This is a genomic window from Microbispora sp. NPDC004025 (assembly GCF_053604425.1).
In genome coordinates this window covers 59,473-77,935 of the sequence record NZ_JBSGHN010000013.1, presented here as the reverse complement: position 1 = coordinate 77,935, position 18,463 = coordinate 59,473, and the positions used below count along the sequence as shown (strand labels likewise).

General features: G+C 73.6%; 14 protein-coding genes and 1 pseudogene. 8 read left to right on the top strand and 7 right to left on the bottom strand.

The annotated features are described in order from the left end of the window. Positions 1 to 24: 24 nt before the first annotated feature. Both ACWEQG_RS28255 and ACWEQG_RS28250 read right to left on the bottom strand, forming a co-directional pair. Positions 25 to 756 carry a dienelactone hydrolase family protein gene (locus tag ACWEQG_RS28255; protein ID WP_452289270.1) on the bottom strand — a complete coding sequence of 244 codons (732 nt, stop codon included), beginning with the start codon at positions 754 to 756 and terminating at the stop codon, positions 25 to 27. Between the two features lie 230 nt (positions 757 to 986). Beyond that, positions 987 to 1,715 carry a DUF998 domain-containing protein gene (locus ACWEQG_RS28250; protein WP_452289268.1) on the bottom strand — a complete coding sequence of 243 codons (729 nt, stop codon included), beginning with the start codon at positions 1,713 to 1,715 and terminating at the stop codon, positions 987 to 989. 335 nt (positions 1,716 to 2,050) lie between these two features. Between ACWEQG_RS28250 and ACWEQG_RS28245 the strand changes: the two genes are divergently transcribed. From ACWEQG_RS28245 to ACWEQG_RS28225, 5 genes and pseudogenes are all read left to right on the top strand, one after another. Then, positions 2,051 to 2,401, top strand: coding sequence for a YciI family protein (locus tag ACWEQG_RS28245; protein WP_452289266.1), 351 nt, complete (start codon positions 2,051 to 2,053; stop codon positions 2,399 to 2,401). Positions 2,402 to 2,449: 48 nt separating this feature from the next. Beyond that, positions 2,450 to 3,718: pseudogene (locus tag ACWEQG_RS28240) on the top strand (RNA polymerase sigma factor); the annotation flags it as partial. 102 nt (positions 3,719 to 3,820) lie between these two features. Then, the gene (locus ACWEQG_RS28235; RefSeq protein WP_452289600.1) at positions 3,821 to 4,807 is read left to right on the top strand and encodes a tyrosine-type recombinase/integrase; all 987 of its coding nucleotides are present in this window, start codon (positions 3,821 to 3,823) and stop codon (positions 4,805 to 4,807) included. Continuing rightward, positions 4,808 to 6,760, top strand: a complete 1,953-nt coding sequence (locus tag ACWEQG_RS28230; RefSeq protein ID WP_452289264.1) for a sensor histidine kinase — start codon at positions 4,808 to 4,810, stop codon at positions 6,758 to 6,760. 104 nt (positions 6,761 to 6,864) lie between these two features. After that, a complete protein-coding gene (locus tag ACWEQG_RS28225; protein WP_452289262.1) occupies positions 6,865 to 7,527 on the top strand; it encodes a response regulator transcription factor in 663 nt (220 codons plus the stop codon). Here ACWEQG_RS28225 and ACWEQG_RS28220 read toward each other — a convergent pair. The 4 genes from ACWEQG_RS28220 to leuA form a co-directional block, all read right to left on the bottom strand. Beyond that, positions 7,490 to 8,131, bottom strand: coding sequence for a phosphatase PAP2 family protein (locus tag ACWEQG_RS28220; protein WP_452289261.1), 642 nt, complete (start codon positions 8,129 to 8,131; stop codon positions 7,490 to 7,492). The two genes, ACWEQG_RS28225 and ACWEQG_RS28220, sit on opposite strands and share 38 nt — an antisense overlap. A 108-nt stretch (positions 8,132 to 8,239) precedes the next feature. Further along, the gene (locus ACWEQG_RS28215; RefSeq protein WP_452289259.1) at positions 8,240 to 9,607 is read right to left on the bottom strand and encodes an APC family permease; all 1,368 of its coding nucleotides are present in this window, start codon (positions 9,605 to 9,607) and stop codon (positions 8,240 to 8,242) included. Positions 9,608 to 9,715: 108 nt separating this feature from the next. Further along, complete coding sequence (locus ACWEQG_RS28210) at positions 9,716 to 12,526, bottom strand: helix-turn-helix transcriptional regulator (RefSeq protein WP_452289257.1); 2,811 nt, start codon at positions 12,524 to 12,526, stop codon at positions 9,716 to 9,718. Positions 12,527 to 12,618: 92 nt separating this feature from the next. Continuing rightward, entirely contained in the window at positions 12,619 to 14,349 is a 1,731-nt protein-coding gene (leuA, locus tag ACWEQG_RS28205) for a 2-isopropylmalate synthase (RefSeq protein WP_452289255.1), read from the bottom strand. A gap of 363 nt (positions 14,350 to 14,712) precedes the next feature. Here leuA and ACWEQG_RS28200 point away from each other — a divergent pair, with 363 nt between their 5' ends. The 3 genes from ACWEQG_RS28200 to ACWEQG_RS28190 are packed head-to-tail and all read left to right on the top strand — an operon-like array spanning position 14,713 to position 17,434. Further along, complete coding sequence (locus tag ACWEQG_RS28200) at positions 14,713 to 15,594, top strand: UbiA family prenyltransferase (RefSeq protein ID WP_452289254.1); 882 nt, start codon at positions 14,713 to 14,715, stop codon at positions 15,592 to 15,594. Between the two features lie 42 nt (positions 15,595 to 15,636). Next, on the top strand, positions 15,637 to 16,725 hold the full coding sequence (locus tag ACWEQG_RS28195; protein ID WP_452289252.1) for a sensor histidine kinase: 1,089 nt from the start codon (positions 15,637 to 15,639) through the stop codon (positions 16,723 to 16,725). Between the two features lie 16 nt (positions 16,726 to 16,741). Next, on the top strand, positions 16,742 to 17,434 hold the full coding sequence (locus ACWEQG_RS28190) for a response regulator transcription factor (RefSeq protein ID WP_452289250.1): 693 nt from the start codon (positions 16,742 to 16,744) through the stop codon (positions 17,432 to 17,434). 20 nt (positions 17,435 to 17,454) lie between these two features. Here the strand turns inward: ACWEQG_RS28190 and ACWEQG_RS28185 are convergent, their stop codons facing one another. After that, positions 17,455 to 18,372 (bottom strand): aldo/keto reductase, encoded by a 918-nt coding sequence (locus ACWEQG_RS28185; RefSeq protein WP_452289248.1) that lies wholly within the window; start codon positions 18,370 to 18,372, stop codon positions 17,455 to 17,457. Positions 18,373 to 18,463: the final 91 nt, after the last annotated feature.

The following is an 18,463-nucleotide window of genomic DNA, read 5'->3' as shown; positions in this document are numbered from 1 at the left end:
GCGGGAATCGTCAGGCGGCCCGCGCTAACCCAGATGCCGGGTGAAGAACCGCAACGAGCTGTCGGTCTCGAACTCGGGGATCTCCCCGTGCTTGCCTGGGTTGGCGTGCAGCGTCTTGTCGGCCGACCCCAGAGCGTCGAACAGCGCCAGGCCCCGGCCCCGGGGCACCTGGTCGTCGTCCCACTGGAGCAGAAACCGCACCGGGACGGTGACCCGGGCGGCGGCCTCGGCCAGCCCGTCCACGCCGAGCAGGCCCAGCACCGCCGCGCGGACCCGGGGCTCCGCGGCGACGAAGGGGAGGCCGACCCCGCAGCCCATCGACATGCCCCAGTAACCCACGGGGCCGGCGCCGACGACGTCGAGTTCCCGCACCGCGGTCAGCACCGCCTGCCATTCCGGGACGGCCTGACCGGCCAGGAACGTGTGCATGGCGGCGAGTCGCGGGGCGAGGTCCCCACCCTCGGCCATGCCGGCCCGCAGTTCGGCCAGGACCCGGGTGAACTCGTCGGTCTTCGGCCGGTCGCCGTGGCCCGGCGCGTCGACCGCGACGACCGCGAAACCGCCCTCGGTGACGAAGCGGTGCGCGCGAGCCACGATGCCCGGGGCCTTCTTGTGCTGCCCGCCGCCGTGACCCATCAGGATCAGGGGCCGAGCCCCGGCGGCGCCTTCCGGCGTCCACAGCACACCGGGGATCTCGCCGAGGATGAACAGCTGTTCGGTGACGCCGTCGGACGACGTCCTGGAGCTGAAGCGCAAAGCGTTCCACGCCTTTCGGGATGCCTTCTTTCGGGCGCTCCCTAGACCATGCGACGGAGGGAGCCCCGACCTGTCACAGCGTTGATCGGTCTCACCTCCTCGGATCGCAGCGGCGCACGGCGACGCCGAACGTACCACCGGGCCTCGCGGACCTCCCAGTGGTTTTCCACCGAGATCGGCCGGCCCGCGTACGGCTGGCCTCAGCGTCGCGAGGGTCAGCGTCGCGGAGGTCAGCGTCGGGCGGCGAGGTCCGCGCGCCTGGCCGCGGCGACCACCGAGACCCAGGCCATGGCGACCAGCACGCCGACGCACAGGGTGAGGGAGCCCGCCCGGCCGCCGGACATGGCCCAGGCGTTGCCGAACAGCAGAGCCAGGCCGCCGAGACGGGAGGCGACGGCGTGCCCGCCCCGCCCGGCGCGGGCGAAGTGGCGGCCGAGGACGAAGCAGGCCGCGATGAGCGCGGTGAAGGCCACCGACCCGGCCGCCATGTGCAGCATCGCGTGCCAGCTCATCCCGGCCGGGGCTCCCAGCGGGGTGCCCGTGGGGAAGCCGTCCCCCGGGTCCATGACGAAGACCCCGGCCGCCGCGAGTCCGGCGCCCTCGACGAGCAGCAGCCGGGGCGCCCAGATCCCTCCGGGGGTGCCGCGCATAGCCCTGCGCAGTCCGATCGCCCCGGCGACCGTCAGCAAGGCTGTGATCCAGAAGTTGGCGATCTGCAGCCAGCCGAGGTCGCCGGTGCTCAGCATGCTCAGCGGATGACGGAGCAGGTCGAACCCCTCCCGGGTGAACGCCTGCGCCAGCGAGACGATCCCGAAGACGGGCGTGGCGAGCACGGCGCAGGTGAGCAGCGCACGCGTCGACCTCGTCGAGGCCGCCGCGCCGGGTTCGAGCGTGGCCGGAGCGGTGGGCTGCGTGGTGGGCTGCGTGGTGGGCTGGGCGGTGCGCTGCGTGGTGGTCATGGCCGTTCCCTTCGTCGGTGTCCGGCCCTCGTGCCGGCTCGGTGTCCCGGCCGGCATGTCGTCCGGCCTTCGCTTACGCGTCGAACGGCCGCCGCGCGCTTCGACCACCTGTGACGTCCACCCCTGCTCTCCCCTGCCGACCTGCGGCGCGAGCCGGGAACGCGCATTCCCTGTCACATGCGCATTCCCTGTCACATCCTGGCGAAGGCCCTGGTCAGAGCGTGTCAGGATCGGAGTCCGTCGATCACGGCCCCTCCCCTACGACGTGTAGGTGACGGCGGGAACCGGCGACCGGCTCCCGCCGGCCACAGATCAGGAGACAAGGAGAACGACCGATGCGGTTCCTGATGACCACCAAGGGCACCGACCCGAACCCGGACGCGGCGATGATGGCCGAGATGGGCGCCTTCATCGAGGAGATGACCAGGGCCGGCGTGCTGCTGGCCACCGGCGGGCTGGAGCCGGGCGGCGTACGGATGATCTCTGCGGCAGGCGAGATCACCGTGACCGACGGCCCCTTCACCGAGGCCAAGGAGGCGATCGTCAGCTTCGCCCTTATCGAGGCGCGTTCTCGCGAGGAGGCCGTGGAGCTGGCCCGCCGCTTCTGGCGGATCGTCGGCGACGGCGAGGGCATGGTCCAGCAGGTGTTCGGCCCCGAGGACGTTCCCGGGCCCGACTCCCGCTGACGTACGCGCCGGGTTGCGCGGCGGGCGGGCCGGTGATGTCATCGACCGATGACGTCCCTGGACGCCCATCGCGTCGTGGACGCGGTCTGGAAGATGGAGTCCGCGAGGATCGTGGCCGGCCTCGTGCGGATGGTCGGCGACGTGGGCCGGGCGGAGGAACTGGCCCAGGACGCGGTCCTCGCCGCACTGGAACAGTGGCCAGAGGCGGGCGTCCCGGACAATCCGGGCGCCTGGCTCATGGCCATCGCCAAGCGGCGCGCCGTCGACCACCTGCGCCGGGAGGAGCGGCGCGACCGCGGTCAGGAGCGGCTCGCCCACGATCTCGTCACCCGCGCGGACGACGGCGCCCGCGACGTGGACGACGTGCTGGGCGCGCTCGACGGGGAGGTCGGCGACGACGTCCTCCGGCTGATGTTCGTCTCCTGTCATCCGGTGCTGTCCACCGAGGCCCGGGTGGCGCTCACGCTGCGCCTGATCGGCGGCCTGCGGACCGACGAGATCGCGCGGGCCTTCCTCGTCGCCGAGAGCGCCGTCGCCCAGCGGATCGTGCGGGCCAAGCGGGCGCTCGCCGACGCGCGGGTCCCCTTCGAGGTTCCGTCGGGGCCGGAACGGGCGGCCCGGCTGTCGTCGGTGCTCGAAGTGATCTATCTGGTGTTCAACGAGGGATACGCGGCGACGGCGGGCGACGACCTGATGCGCCCGTCCCTCTGCCTGGAGGCGCTGCGCCTGGGCCGCGTCCTGGCCGAGCTGGCCCCGGGCGAGGCCGAGGTGCACGGCCTGGTCGCGCTGATGGAGTTGCAGCAGTCGCGCTCGGCCGCACGCACCGGCCCGTCGGGAGAGCCCGTGCCGCTGCACGAGCAGAACCGCGGGCGCTGGGACCCGCTGCTCATCCGGCGTGGCGTCGCGGCGCTGCTGCGGGCCCGGGAGGCGGGCGGCCCCCTCGGCCCGTACGTGCTGCAGGCGGCCGTCGCGGCCTGCCACGCGCGGGCCGCCACGCCTGAGGAGACCGACTGGCCGCAGATCGCGGCGCTGTACGAGGCCCTCGTGAGGGTGCTGCCCACACCGGTCGTCCAGCTCAACCGCGCGGTCGCGCTCGCCATGGCTTACGGGCCGCGCGCCGGCCTCACGCTGGTGGAGACGCTGACCGGGGAACCCGCGCTGAAGGGGTATCACCTGCTGCCCGCCGTACGCGGGGACCTGCTGGCCCGGCTCGGGTGGCACGGCGAGGCCCGGGCGGAGTTCGAACGCGCGGCGTCCCTCACCCGCAACGCCGCGGAACGGGCGGTGCTGCTGCGCCGCGCCGCGACCTGCGCCGAGGATGCCGGACCCGCGAACACCGCGAACACCGCGGAGACCGTGAAGACCGGCCGGACCCGGCAGGCCGAACCCGCGGAGATAGTGCGTACCGGGGAAGCTGGGATGGCCGGGCCCGTGGAATCCGCTGGTCAGCCAAGCCCAGCGGCCGGGCCGGCGGACTCGGGGAAGCGTGTCACACCCGCCACGCCGGGCGGGCGGGCGAGCGGCAGGCGGGCGGCGGAGGCGGGAGTCACGCTCGGCGAAGCCATGCGGCTCTTCCTCGCGCGTCCCGATCTGAGCGCCGACACCGTCCGCTCCTACAACCAGACCCTGTCACGGCTGTGCCGGCACCTCGGCGAGGACGTCCCGCTGCGGGACGTGACGTCCCGCCTGGTCGCCGAGGTCTTCGCCGCCGCCTGGGGCACGGCGGCGGGCGCGACCTGGAACCGCCATCGCGCGGCGCTGCGGTCGTTCGCGTCGTGGGCGGCCGAGCGCGGCTGGGCCGCCGCCGGCCTCGCCGCCCCGCTCGACCGACGGCCCGAACCCCGCGCCCGCATCCGCCCCATCGACCGGTCGCTGCTGCGGGTCCTGTGGGAGCGGCCGGAGATTCCGCCGCGCGAGCGCACACTGTGGCTGCTGCTGTACGAGAGTGCGGCTCCGGCCGAATGGGCGCTCTCGCTCGACGTGGAGGACCTCGACCTGCCCGGCATGCGCGGTGAGGTGAGGACCAGGGGACACCGGCTGCGCTGGCAGTCCGGTACGGCGGCGCTCCTGCCCCTCCTCGTCGGGGACCGCCGCCGGGGACCGCTGTTCCTCGCCGACCGCAGACCGGGACCGGGCCGCATGCCGGCCGCGGCCGACCTCTGCCCGCACACCGGCCGGGGCCGCCTGTCGTACGAACGGGCGGAGTACCTGTTCAAACGGGCCACCAGGGACCTCGACCCGGAGGGCGGCGGCTACACGCTCCACCGCCTGCGCCACTCGCGCCTGGCGCATCTCGGTGAGGACGGCTGGTCCGCGCCGATGCTGATGTCCCTGTCCGGCCACGCCAGCGCCCGGACCCTGCACGGATTCGTCCGGGTCCCGCGACCTGCGGATACCGTTGCCTGAGTGGGGAGGAAAGCGGCATATCTCAAGGACGTCCTGCTGTGGGCCGTCCTCGGCGTACCGGTGGTGTGGGCGAGCCTCACCCACACCCTGGCCGACGCCTACACCTGGTCGGAGGTGATCGCCGGGCTGGCGGCGATCGGCGCCGCCGTCGCACTCGCCCGGCCCCGGCCGCTCGGGGCGATGCTCGTGGCGGCCGCCCTGTGGGCGGGCTCGGTGGCCGTACGGGGCGACCCCACCGTCTTCTTCCTGGCCCTGGTGGTGATGAGCTACCTGGCCGGAGTGCGCATGGCCCGCGCCCGGCCCGCCCTGCTCGGCCTGTCCGCCGCCGCCGTCATCGCCGCGGTCGTCGTCCCGCTCGTACGGTGGCTTCTCGCGGCCCAGTGGGATCCGGGCGCGTGGTTCTTCGCCGTCACGGGGATCGGGCTGTTCGGCCTCGTCCCCTGGCTCGCGGGCCACGCGCGGCACCAGAGCCTGGCCCTGACCAGGGCGGGCTGGGCACGCGCCGGGCATCTGGAGCGTGAGCGGCGCATGCTCGCCGAGCAGGCGAGGCTGCGCGAGCGGGCCGCCATCGCGAGGGACATGCACGACCTGCTCGGTCACGACCTGAGCCTGGTCGCGCTGCGGATCGGCGCTCTGGAGGTCGCCGCCGGCCTGCCCGAGACGCACCGCCGGGCGGCGGGCGAGGCCCGCGTGGCGGTCACGGCCGCGGCGGAGCGTCTGCGCGACATCGTCGACGTGCTCAGAGACGGCGACGGTCCCGGCGCCGCGCACGCGCGCATCCCCCACGAGAACGCTGCGCACGCGGACACGGCACGCGGAGACACCGCACACGAAGACACCGCACACGCGGACACGGCACACGCGGACACGGCACACGCGGACACGGCACACGCGGACACGGCACACGCGGACACGGCACAGCGGGACGCCGCGCACGCGGGTCCGGCCGTGGAGACCGTGGGCGAACTGGTCCGGCGCGCCTCGGCCGCCGGGATGCCGGTCACGCTGCAGGGCGTGCAGGAGGAGGCGCGGATCCCCGCGCCCGCGCTCGTCACCGTGCGGCGGGTCGTCCGGGAGGGGCTCACCAACGCGGCCAAGCACGCGCCCGGCGCCCCGGTCACCGTACGGCTCGCGCACACGCCGGACGAGACCGTGGTGACTCTCCTGAACGAGGCCACGGAACAGTCCGGGCCGAGCGTCTCGGGCGGATACGGGCTGCGCGCGCTCGCGGAGCGGGTCCGCCTGCAGGGCGGGTCCCTGCGGAGCGGCCGCGCCGACGGCGGATTCACTCTCACCGTCCGTCTGCCCCACGACGTGTCCTGCCGCGACGTCCCCTCGCGGGCCTGCCCTCCCGCCGCCGGGCATGCTCCCGGGCTGTCGTCATGGTCGACACCCTTCGGGAGGCGGTCGCGACGGCCGGGGCCGGAACCGACGCCGTGGTGGTCCAGGGCCCCGATGGCCGCCGTGGATCTGTCTTCCGGAGTCAGCGACACCGGGGGAACCGGCCTCGCCGTCGCCGCGGGTGGGCCCGGCAGCGCGGACCCGGGTGTGCCGGACGACCTGCCGACCGGAGCGCGGCCCGTGGAGCTGGATCTGGCGCTGGCCCGGCGGCGGGTGCGCCGTACACGGCTGGCCGCGGCGCTGGTCGCCCTGGCCGCGGCGGCCGGCGTGGCGGCGTTCGTGCTGGGGTTCACGGTCTACGACGCGGCCACCTCGGTCCTGCCGCCGGCCGAGTTCGCGAAGCTGCGAGCCGGTCAGGCCGAGTCCGAGGTCGCGGCGGTGCTGCCGGTCAGGACCCGGATCGACGACCCGTCCTGGCCCGAGCCGCCGATCCCTCCCGGCGCGCGGTGCCGCTACTACAGCACCGATTCCGACCCGTTCCGCGAGCTGGAGCTCTATCGGCTGTGCTTCGCCGGAGGCCGGCTGGTGAGCAAGGCGCACCTGCCCGCCTGAGCCCGGGCCGCGCCAGTACGCCGGACAGCGGAACCCCCCCGTCCGACGCTGCCCGGACGCCGGTCCGGACGATCCCGGTGGCAGCGGTTCCGTAGCATCGGGTCGTGCACGTCATCCGGGTGGTCCTCGCCGACGACGAACCGGTGATCCGCGCCGGGGTCCGGGCGATCCTGGCGGCGGACCCGGGCATCGACGTGGTCGCCGAGGCCGCCGACGGGCGCGAGCTGGTGGACGCCGTCCTGGCGCACCGGCCCGACGTCGCGCTGGTCGACATCCGGATGCCCGGGCTGGACGGGCTCGCCGCCGCGGCCGAGGTGCGCAGGACCGCCCCGGGCACCGCCGTACTGATCATGACGTCCTTCGGCGAGGACGCCTACGTCGCCCGGGCCCTGGGCGACGGCGCCGCGGGGTTCCTGCTCAAGACCGGGGATCCGCGCGAGTTCCCTTTCGGGGTCCGGGCGGCGGCCGAGGGCGGGGCGTACCTGTCGCCGCAGGTGGCCGCGCGGGTCGTGCGGGGGCTCGCCGGGGACCGGCTGACGCGCTCGGCCGCGGCCCGCGAGCGCGTTGCGGGACTGACGAACCGGGAGCGCGAGGTGCTCGCCCTGGTCGGCGAGGGCATGCCGAACGCGGGCATCGCCGCCCGCCTGCACCTCGCCGAGGGCAGCGTGAAGACCTACGTGAGCACGATCATGGCCAAGCTCGGCGTGCCCAACCGCGTCCGGGCGGCGATCATCGCCCACGAGGCGGGGCTGGCGGGCGAGCCGTAACGAGCAGCGCCGTCAGCGCGGGCCGCCGCCGCAGCGCGGCGACCAGGGCGGTCGCCGGGTTCCGCAGGGCCAGCAGGACCACCGGCGCCACCACCGCGCCGAGCAGCAGCCCCGCCGCCACGTCGTGGGGATAGTGGACGCCGACGAAGACCCGCGAGAACGCCTCCAGCAGCGCGAGCACGGGCGCCGCCACCGCCGTGCCGCGCCACAGCGCGACCAGCGCGACGGCGCCCGCCGCGGCGAAGGTCGCGTGGTTGCTCGGCAGCGACCAGTCGCCGTACGGCGGGCAGGTCGCCACCGTGACCACGTCGGTCAGATCCCAGCAGGGGCGCCGCAGCCGCAGCAGGCTCTTGAGGCCCTCGCTCACGAGGTACGCCACCACCACCGCGACCGGCGCGAGCAGCGCGAGCGCCATCCGGCGGTCGTCCCCGCGCCGCGCCCGCCACCAGCCGAAGACGAGGAGGGCGAAGAGGATCGCGGGAACCGCGTCCGTCGCGACCTCCGCCGCGTCGCGCACCCACCCCGGGGTCTCCCGGGCGAACGCGGTGACCTCCCGGTACCACTCGGCGCTGATGTCCGGGACGTCCTCGATCTCGGTGCCCACCGTTTCCCCTCCGTGCCGTGTTCCGCCGGTCCGTCCGGCCCCTCGACCCTAGGGACCGGACGGACCGGTGCGCACTCGCGGAAAGTCGCCGATGGCCCTTCACTTTCGTCAATGGTCCGCCGGCACGGTCTCCTTCTCTCGTATCCCGGCCGGGACGGCCGCCTCCCGGCGGGTGAACCGCGCGTACGCCAGGGCGGCGCCGCCGACCAGCAGCGGCCAGACGAGGTAGACCCCCGACGCGGCGACCAGCAGGGCGACCGCCACGAGCGCGAGCAGGGCGGCGGCCCTGGCCCGGCCGCGCGGCAGCAGCCGGATGGCGGCCGCCACGCCGATCGCGTAGACCACCACGAACGACCCGTTGGTCATCAGCACCAGGGGACGGATGCCCGTCCCCGCCACGTACACGACGGCGAGCGACAGGAAGGACAGCACGGCGACGACCCCGAGGCTGCGACGGGGCACCTCCCCGGCGACGCTGCCGCGGGAGAGCCACGGGGGCAGGGCCCCGTCGCGGCCGAGGGCCGCGCCGAGCTTCGCCGCCCCGGCCCAGTACGCGTTCATCGCGCCGAGCGTCAGCAGCAGCGCGGCCACGGCGGCGAGCAGCCGCGCGTTGCCGCCGAGGCCGAGGGCCAGCAGGTCGCCGAGGGGCGCCCGCGCGGATCCGGCGGCCGGCCCGAGGACGGCGACGGTGGCGAAGGCGACCGACAGGTACAGCACGCCGACCAGCACGACGGCGGCCGCGGCGGCCCTGGGCAGGTCCCTGGCGGGCCTGCGGAAGTCGGCGGCGAGGTGCGTGATCGCCTCCCAGCCGGCGAAGCTCCACACCAGCAGGGCCGCCGCCGGGGCGATGGCCGTCCAGCCGTGCGGGGCGAACGGCCGGAGGTTGGCCACATCGGCGTGCGGAAGCGACAGCGCGACGGCGACGACGAGCAACGCGACCAGCAGCCCGGCCAGCCCGAGCTGGACCCTGCCGGTCACCCGGAGGCCGGAGGCGTTCGACACGGTCACGACCGCCATCAGCCCCGCCGCCGTCAGTGTCGCGGTGCCGGTTCCGCCGCCCACCGCCGCCGCGACGTACTCGCCGCCGAACAGCGCCGCGGCGGCGGCGCTGGGCGGTATCGCGAAGTAGAAGCACCAGCCGACGACGACCGCGGCCCGGTCCCCGAAGGCGAGGCGGGCATAGGTCGACACGCCCCCGGAGTCGGGGTGGCGGGCGCCGAGCGCGGCGAACGCCGCGGCCAGCGGGGCGGACAGCACGACCAGGCCGAGCCAGGCCAGCAGCGACGCCGGCCCGGCCGCCTGGGCCGCGAGCGCGGGCAGGGCGATGACGCCCGTGCCGAGCACCGCGCCGACGTACATGGCGGTGCCCTGCATCGCCGTGAGGCGGCCCGCCGGGGCGGCACCCGGTGTGGCAGCAGGCGTGACGGCACGGGTGACGGCAGGGGTGACGCCGGATGTGACGCTCGTCCGAGCCATTCGCGTACACCTTCCAGTCGGGGGAGTCGTGACCGGTCAAGGGAGTCGTGACCGGTCAGGGGTACGGCCGGCCGGGGTGACCGGCCGGCCGGGGTGGTCACGCCCGTTTCAGCCGGAGGTGCTGAACTCGAGGCTGGCGGGCAGGTCGGACCGCCGGGTGACGTTGAGCTTGCGGTAGATCCTGGTCAGGTGCTGCTCGACCGTGCTGACCGTGATGTACAGCTTGTCGGCGATCTCGCGGTTGGTGTAGCCGACGGCGGCGAGCGAGGCCACGCGGCGCTCGGCCTCGCTCAGCGCCCCGGAGCCGCTCTCGGTCCTGGGCGGCTCGGCCGGCTGCCCGGGACCGCCCTGGGTGAGCGCGTTGACCAGCGGGACGGCCTCGCACTCCTCCGCGATCCGCTGCGCCTGCCTGGCGACCGTACGGGCGCGGCGCAGCTCCCCCACCGCCTGGTAGGCGTCGGCCAGGTCGACCAGGGCCCGGGCGAGCTCGTACTGGTCGCCGCTCGCCTGCAGCATGTCGGCGGCGCGGCGCAGCAGCGGGGGACGTTGCCGTGGCTCGCTCGCGGCGGCCGTCAGCCGCAGCCCGATCCCCCGGGCGCGGACCGGGCCGGGGGCGCAGCGGGTCACGTGCTCGTCCAGCAGCGGCCGGGCCCGTTCCGGGCGGCCCATGGCGATCAGCGCCTCGGCCGCGCCCGTCCGCCACGAGATGAGCCCCGGCGTGTCGAGGCTCCAGGAGCCCATCAGCTCGCCGCAGGTCTGGAAGTCGCGCAGGGCCATGCCGAGGTCGCCCGTCGCCAGGTGGTAGCGGCCCCGCGCGTTCAGGTAGTGCAGGCCGTACCTGGTCTGGAGCATGGCCTCGGGCACGGGCTGGTTGACCAGCTGCACGGCCTCGTCGAGCCGGCCCATCGCGGTCACCGACGTCAGCAGCACCGACAGCGGCCCGCCGATCGCGACCCCCCAGCTCGTGGGCGGGATGAGCCGTACGGCCATCTGGGCGAGGCCCTCGGCGCCCTCCAGGTCGCCCTGCCGGAGGCTGATCTCGGCGCGCAGCGCCGCGAGGCGGGCCTGCCTGCTGGGGGCGCGCCGGCTGGCGGCCTCCTCGAAGAACAGGTCGCACCAGGGCGCCGCGAGGTCGGGCCGCTCGCCGTAGATGAGCGCGAGCAGGGCGCACTCGACGGCGTCCATCGACATGTCGTCCAGGCGGGAGCCGCGCAGGATGCGTTCCACGTCGGCCAGCGTCTGCGGGTGCGGGCCCTTGGTCAGCACCGCCGCGAGCGCGGTGGCGGCCTCCAGCCGGCCGATGACCGGCGCGGACGGCGGCGCCTGCGTGCTCACGTCGGTGACCCGCGGGATGTGCGCCAGGAACGGCGTGTAGGAGCAGCGCAGCCACGGCCGGGCGGCGCGGATCTCGGCCACGGTCTCGGCGTCCATGATCGTGCCGATCCTGCCCAGGTGGTCGAGCACGTCGCGGGCGTCGTCGAAGCGGCCGTGCCACAGCAGCGCCTTGGCCAGCACGACCGCGTCGGAGCCGCGCAGGTGGCCGCGGTGCATGGCGTCGGTGAGCTCGTCGAGGTGGGCCGCGGGGGCGCTCGGGTTGAGCCGCCACTCCGCGCGCACCAGCGTCGTCTTGATGGTGGCCCGGCGCTGGTCGTCGGTGCACGCGCCGTCGGCCAGCCGCAGGTAGTCGACGGCGGGCTCGACGCGTCCCTCGCTGAGCGCCTGCCGGGCCGCCTCCTCCAGGATCGGCACGGCCCACGGGCCCCCGTTGTGCGAGGCGGCCAGCAGGTGCTCGGCGATCACGGCGGCCGGGGCGCCCTGGCCGTACGCCAGTTCGGCGGCCCTGCGGTGCAGGTCCGTCCGCTCGTGCCGGTCGAGGTCGGCGAGCACGGCGGCGCGCGCCTGGGGGTGGCGCAGGTGCAGGTCGGCGCCGACCAGCCCCGCGTTGTGCAGCGCGTTGAGCGCCTGGACGACGACGCCGGCGTCGAGGTCGAGCAGCCGGTCGAGGTGGCCGGGGTCGCCGGCGACCGCCAGGCCCCGCGCGACGCGGGCCGCGAGCGGGTGCCCGCGGTGCAGGCACGCCTGCACCGCCTGGCGATAGGAGTCGCCCGTGGCGACCTCGTCCGCCTCCGCCGCCGGTCCGCTCTCGGCCGGGGCGCCCGCGGTGCCGGTCGCGGCGTCGGCCTCCGCGATGTGGTCCTCGATGAGCGCGCCCACGAGCAGCGGGTTGCCGCCGCTGACCGCGTGCCAGTCCGCGGCGAACCGCCGGGCGACCTCGTCGCCCACGACGTCGGCCGCCATGATCTCGACGCCCTGGCGGGACAGGGCCGACAGCGGCAGGCGGCGGCAGTGCGGCTGGCGCAGCAGCTCGGTCTGGAACAGCGACGGGGCGTTCCACGCCTCCTCCGACTGGCTGAAAATCGCCAGGATGTGGGCGAAGCGCAGCCTGCGGGCGAGGTAGGCCAGGCAGAGCTGCGAGGCGCGGTCGGCGTACTGGATGTCGTCCACCACGATCATCAGCGGATGCCGCTCGGCGAGTTCGAGCAGCACCATGCACAGGGCGTGCACGATGTGGGCGTCCACCTGGTCGACGTAGTCGGCCAGCGGGTCGGCCGACATGGCGCAGCGGGCGCCCTCGTGCAGCAGGTTGCGGGTCCGCTCCTCCTCCTCGGGCGTGAGCGGCGCGTTGTGCAGGATCTGCGACAGCACGGCCAGCGCCAGTCCCGACTCCGCCTGCGAGCAGGTGGCGGTCAGCGGCAGGGCGCCGTGCTCCAGCGCGTCCTCGACGAGCGTGTTGAGCAGTGCGGTCTTCCCCGTCGCGACGGGTCCTCCGACGATCGCGATCTTTCCTCTGCCGGTGACGGCGTCGGCCAGCATGTCCTCAAGGGAGGCCAACACCTCTTCCCGCTCCACCAGGGCCATAATGAGCCTCCCGAATTCCGTTCGATACGCGGCCGCGCGGCCGGATTCACAATTGCCGTGACTAGTAGTAAAGATCGCGAGTTGACTGTCGTTCAGCCGACCAGCGACATTTGCGGGGAAACGGCGCCGCCGGCTCGCTCCTGCGTTCCGTCCGCACTCGTTTCGCCCGAGCGGGCCAGCGCCGATCGGACGGCCGCGAACGACGCGGTGACCACGTCGCGGTCGAGGCCCACGCCCCAGACCTGCCGCCCGTCGATCACGCACTCGGCGTAGACCGCCACCTCCCGGTCCCCCGCGCCGCCGGCGGCCTCGACGCCGGTGCGGTGGACCATCTGCACGTCCACGTTCCAGACCGCCAGGCGGGCGCCGAGGGTGCGGATGGCGTCGGCCTGCGGACCCGCGACGTCGAAGCGGGCGCCGTCGACGTACAACGTGGTCTGCAACGGCCGGCCGCCGAGCCCGAGCGGGACGGTGATCTCGGTCCGCGACAGGTACTCCTCGTCGAACAGGTCGCGGACCACGCCCGGGGTGATCTCCCCGCCGGAGCCGTCCGCGTGGGCCTGCACGACGCGGGCGAACTCCGCCTGGAGGGCCTTGGGCGGGTTCAGCCCGTGCCAGGCGCTCAGGATGTAGGCCACGCCGCCCTTGCCCGACTGGCTGTTGATGCGCACCACCGCCTCGTACGTGCGGCCGACGTCCTTGGGGTCGAGCGGCAGGTACGGCATGCGCCACGGCAGGTCGTCCACGCTGACGTCCGCCTCGGCGGCCTCCACGGCCAGTGCGTCGAAGCCCTTCTTGATGGCGTCCTGGTGGGAGCCGGAGAAGGCGGTGTAGACGAGGTCGCCGCCGTACGGGTGGCGGGGGCTGACCTGCATCTCGTTGCAGTACTCGACGGTGCGGCGGATCTCGGTGATGTCGGAGAAGTCGATGCCGGGGTCGACGCCCTGGGTGTACATGTTCAGGCCGAGCGTGACCAGGCAGACGTTGCCGGCCCGCTCGCCGTTGCCGAACAGGCAGCCTTCGATCCGCTGGGCGCCGGCCAGCAGCGCCATCTCGGAGGCGGCCACGCCGGTGCCGCGGTCGTTGTGCGGGTGGATCGACAGGCAGACGTGCTCCCGGTGGGACAGGTTGCGGTCGAGCCACTCGATCTGGTCGGCGAAGACGTGCGGGAGCGACCGCTCCACCGTGGTCGGGAAGTTGAGGATGATCTCCCGGCCCTCCTCCGGCTGCCACACGTCCATGACCGCCTCGCAGACCTCCAGCGCGAACTCGGGCTCGGTCTCGTTGAACAGCTCGGGCGAGTACTGGAACCCGAGGTCGCAGTCGCCCAGGGTCGCCTCGGCGTACTTCATCATCAGCCGGGTGCCCTCGACGGCGAGATCCCGGCACTCGTCGCGGGTCATGCCGAAGACGACCCGGCGGAAGAGCGGGGCGGTCGCGTTGTAGAGGTGGATGTTGGCCCGGGGCGCGCCGGCCAGGCTCTCCACGGTCCGCCGGATCAGCTCGTCCCGCGCCTGTACCAGAACCGAGATCCGCACGTCGTCGGGGATCCGGTCCTCCTCGATGAGCATGCGCACGAAGTCGTGGTCGTCCTGGCTCGCCACCGGGAACCCGACCTCGATCTCCTTGTAGCCCATCCGTACGAGCAGGTCGAACATCGCGAGCTTGCGCTCCGGGCTCATCGGGTTGACCAGTGACTGGTTGCCGTCGCGCAGGTCGGTGGACAGCCATCGCGGTGCGGCCTCGATCGTCCGGTCCGGCCACCGCCGGTCCGCCAGGCGGACGGGGGTGAAGGCCGAGTAACGGGAAGGAGAGCTGCTCATGAGGAATTCCTTTCTCATCGGCGACCATGTCACCGAATTCGCGACCGACCGTTTTCCGAGAAGCTGTCCGCGAATCGCGCCGACTCCCTTCCGGAGGGCCGCCGAAATTCCTGGTGATTCGCTGACCGGTACGTTGCCGAAGCTACAAGCGCGCTGGTCAAGGGGCAAGAGAGAAGCAACTAGAGTGCGGTCGGGATCACCCGGACGATCGGTAGGGGTATCGAAAGTTGTAGATCCGGTACAACCTCCCGGGCGGCCCCCTTAACGACCCCCTGAATCGGACACATACTCCGGATCATGTCGATCAATAGAGCAGTATTCCCGGCTATTTCGATTTCGCCTTTCCGAATCCTCGGAATGTGCGTGACCGAGGCGCGCCCGTCCGTTCTCGCCATCTTCTTCCTGCGGTTCGCCGCGGGAGCGGCGCTGGACGCCGGCCTCGCCCCCGCCGATCCGTTCCGCCTCCTGGCCGGGGCCCTGGTGTGGCAGTGCGCGATCTTCTTCGTCTACCTCTTCAACGGGGTGACGGACATGCGGGAGGACCGCGTGAACGGCTCACACCGGCCGATCGCCCGCGGCGACCTCGACGCCGGCCTGGCCCTGATCATCGCCTGGACCGCCGCCGCGGCCGCCCTGCTCGGCGCGCTGCTGCTGGGCGGAGCGATGATCTGGCTGGTCGCGGCGGTGCTCGTGCTGGGCTACCTCTACTCGGCGCCGCCCTTCCCGCTGAAGAGGTGGTCGAGCGCCACCGTCGTGGTCGGCGGCGTGGCCGGACTGCTCTCCTATTGCGCCGGCTACACCTCCTGCGGGACCGGCCCCACCGGGCGCGAGGCGATCGCGCTGCCCGCGTTCGCCGTCGCGGCCTCGCTGTGGATGGGCCTGGTCGGCACACCGGCGAAGGACCTGCCCGACATCGCGGGCGATCGCTCCGCCGGACGCGCCTCGTTCGCGGTGAGCCACGGAGAATGGCCGGTCAGGCTGCTGTTGTCGGCCGTCGCCGCCTCCGTCGCGATCGCTTTCTGCGCGGTCGCGCTGCTATTGCGGGTGCCGCTCGGCATGGCCCCGGCCGCGATGCTCTCCGGCGCCACGCTGCTCGCCGTCGTCACCCTTACTCCGCTTTCCCGGGGGTCGCGGGTGCGCCGCCGCCTGCCCTACCGGGCGTTCATGACGACGCAATACGCTGTGCATTTGGCTGTTCTTCTCCCGCTGGTGTCACAATTCTTATTGTCTGGGCGTGCGGCTTAGTCCAGGATGGAGGCACTCGTCCGCTTCCTCTCGGAGGGTCCATTGGCGGGAGATGGAGAACTGGGACCGGAGGTCCCGGACTTCGAGGGTTTCCTCGAAGCGCATCGCTCCGAGATTCTGGAAGCGTACGCACGGAACCTGGCGGCACTGGACAGCCCGATCAGCCGCGACCCGACCGCCCTGCGGCAGGCGCTGGCGAACGCCGAGCAGATCCTCGACGACGTCGCGGAGACGCTGCGGTCCGGCAGCATCAGGGTGGGTGACTCCCACAAGATCATCGCCTGGGAGGTGGGTGCGACCAGGGCGGCGAGCGGCGTCCACCCGGACGAGTCGCTCCGCGCGGCGTCGGTGTGGTTCCAGGCGGTCGTGACCTGCCTGCTGGAGCGCATGCCCGGCGACGCCGAGTCGATGCGGCTGCTCACGCTGGTCGTGCTGGGGCTGGAGCGCAGCATCACGACACGGATCAGGGAGGCCTCGGCCAGCTACTCGAGTTTCCTCCTCGACAAGGTCCACGAGGCCCAGATCGAGGAGCGCCGCCGGATCGCCCGCGAACTGCACGACCGCCTCGGGCACGGCCTCAGCGTCGCCCACCGGCAGCTCGAGCTGTACGACCTGCACCGGGCGAACAAGCCCGCGACGGCGACCGCCAAGGTGGAGACCGCCCAGCAGGCCATCCTGGAGACCATGCAGAACCTGCGCGCGGTCACCAGCGAGCTGCACCCGCAGGAGCCGATGAACAGCCTGGAGAAGGCCCTGCTGTACTACCTCGAGACCGTGGACATGGACGAGGTGGACATCCGGCTGCGGGTCAGCGGGGACGAGACGTGGGCCTCTCCCACCGTCCGCGACGAGTCCTTCCTCATCCTGCGTGAGGCGGCCAGGAACTCGCTCAGCCACGGCAACCCCAGCAAGGTGCTGATCCGGGTCGACTTCGCCCCGCACGAGCTGCGCGCGTCCGTGGACGACGACGGCCTGGGGTTCGCGGAGGGCTGCGGCCGGTCGGACGGCGTGGGCCTGCTGTCGATGCAGGAGCGCGCCGCCATCATCGGCGGGACGACCACCATCACGAGCAGGCCGGGCCACGGCACGCACGTCGAACTGTACGTGCCCTTCTCAGGGCTCACCGCATGACCCGATCGGGGACAACATGATCACTATCGCCGTCATCGACGACCACGCGCTGTTCCGTGAGGGCCTGCGCGAGATCCTGGAGGCCCAGGATGACTTCGAGGTCGTCGGCGAGGCGGGCGACTCCGGCGGGGCCGTGGCCCTGGTCGAGCGGGAGCGGCCCGACGTGGTCCTCCTGGACGTCGAGATCCCCGGCGACGACGCCACCCAGACGGTGGCCCGCATGCGACAGATCTCACCCGAATCGCAGATCATCATCCTCAGCATGTACGACGGCCCCCAGCTGCTCAGCCGCCTGCTGGCGGCGGGCATCCGCGGCTACCTGCTCAAGAGCGTGCACCGTCAGGAGCTGGTGTCGGCCGTCAGGAGCGTCAGGGCCGAGCCCGACCGGCTCGTGCTCGCCGTCTCGCGCGACTCGTTCGCCCAGGTGCAGGGGGGCGGGTCGAAGGTGGTGCTGACCGACAGGGAGCGGGAGATCCTCGAGCTCGCCGCGCAGGCGCTGAGCAACTACCAGATCGCCACCCGCCTCACGCTCACCGAGGCGACGATCAAGCGGCACCTGCACAACATCTTCACCAAGCTCGGCGCCGTCTCCCGGATCGACGCGGTCAACAAGGCGCTGGCCGCCTCGCTCATCACGCCGCGCCGCGACCAGCCGGCGCCCCGGCCCCGGCCCAACCCCGGCATGCGGGGGCAGCGGTCGTTCCCCTGACCCGCGGGCGCCGGGGATCCTCAGTCGTCGTCCAGGGGGAACGTCCCGGCGAGGCGGGCCTTGACCGGCTCGGGCAGCAGGATGCCGGTCGCGGTGAGGTTCATCTCGAGGTGGACCAGGTCGCGCGTGCTCGGCACCGGCACGATGTCGTCGCCCTGCGCCAGCAGCCAGGCGATCGCCAGCCGGCCCATGCCGACGTCCATCTCGGCCGCCACCCGCTGGGCGTCGCGCAGCCGCAGCAGCTCGGTCTCCAGGCTCTTCGGTGAGAAGCGCGGGTCGCGGCGGCGCACGTCTCCCGTGGCGAGCTGGACCGGCGAGGTGATCCTGCCGGTCAGGAAGCCCCGGCCGAGCGGCCTGCCGGCGATGACGCCCATTCCCAGCTCGCGCGCCACCGGCAGCAGCTCGCGCTCCGCCCGGCGTCGCCACAGGGAGTACTCCACCGCGACCGCGACGACGGGCCGCGCCGCGTGCGCGCGCCGCAACCGCTTTCCGTCCAGCCCGCGGACGCCGATGTGCGCGATCTTCCCGGCGTCCTGGAGACGGCCGGCGGCTCCCATCGTCTCCTCGATCGGCGCGTCGCCGGCGCCGGGGTCCACCACGAACAGGTCGATCCGCTCGACGCCCAGGCGGGACAGCGAGGCGTCGCAGGCCCTGCCGAGGTCCTCGGGGCCGCAGACGCGGCCGCCCGGGCCCGTACCGGGGCCGGCCGCGATCAGCGCCTCGTCCCGCCGGTGGGCGACGGCCTTGCCCACCAGGCGCTCGGCCTCGCCGCCGCCGTCGGTCAGATCGATCAGCGACACGCCGCCGTCGAGCGCGCGCCGGACGACCCGCAGCGCCTCATCGGGGTCGGCGGGGCCGTACGCGCCGGTCAGCGCGGTGCAGCCGAGCCCGAGGCTCGCGGCGACGAGGCCCTGCCCGCCGAGGCTCACGCGCCGCATGACGCCGCCCGCGACCGGCGTGGCCGTGACCGCTTGAAGGGCTTCGATATCGCTTCGTCATTCACGTGGACACCGCTGGAAGTAATGGAGG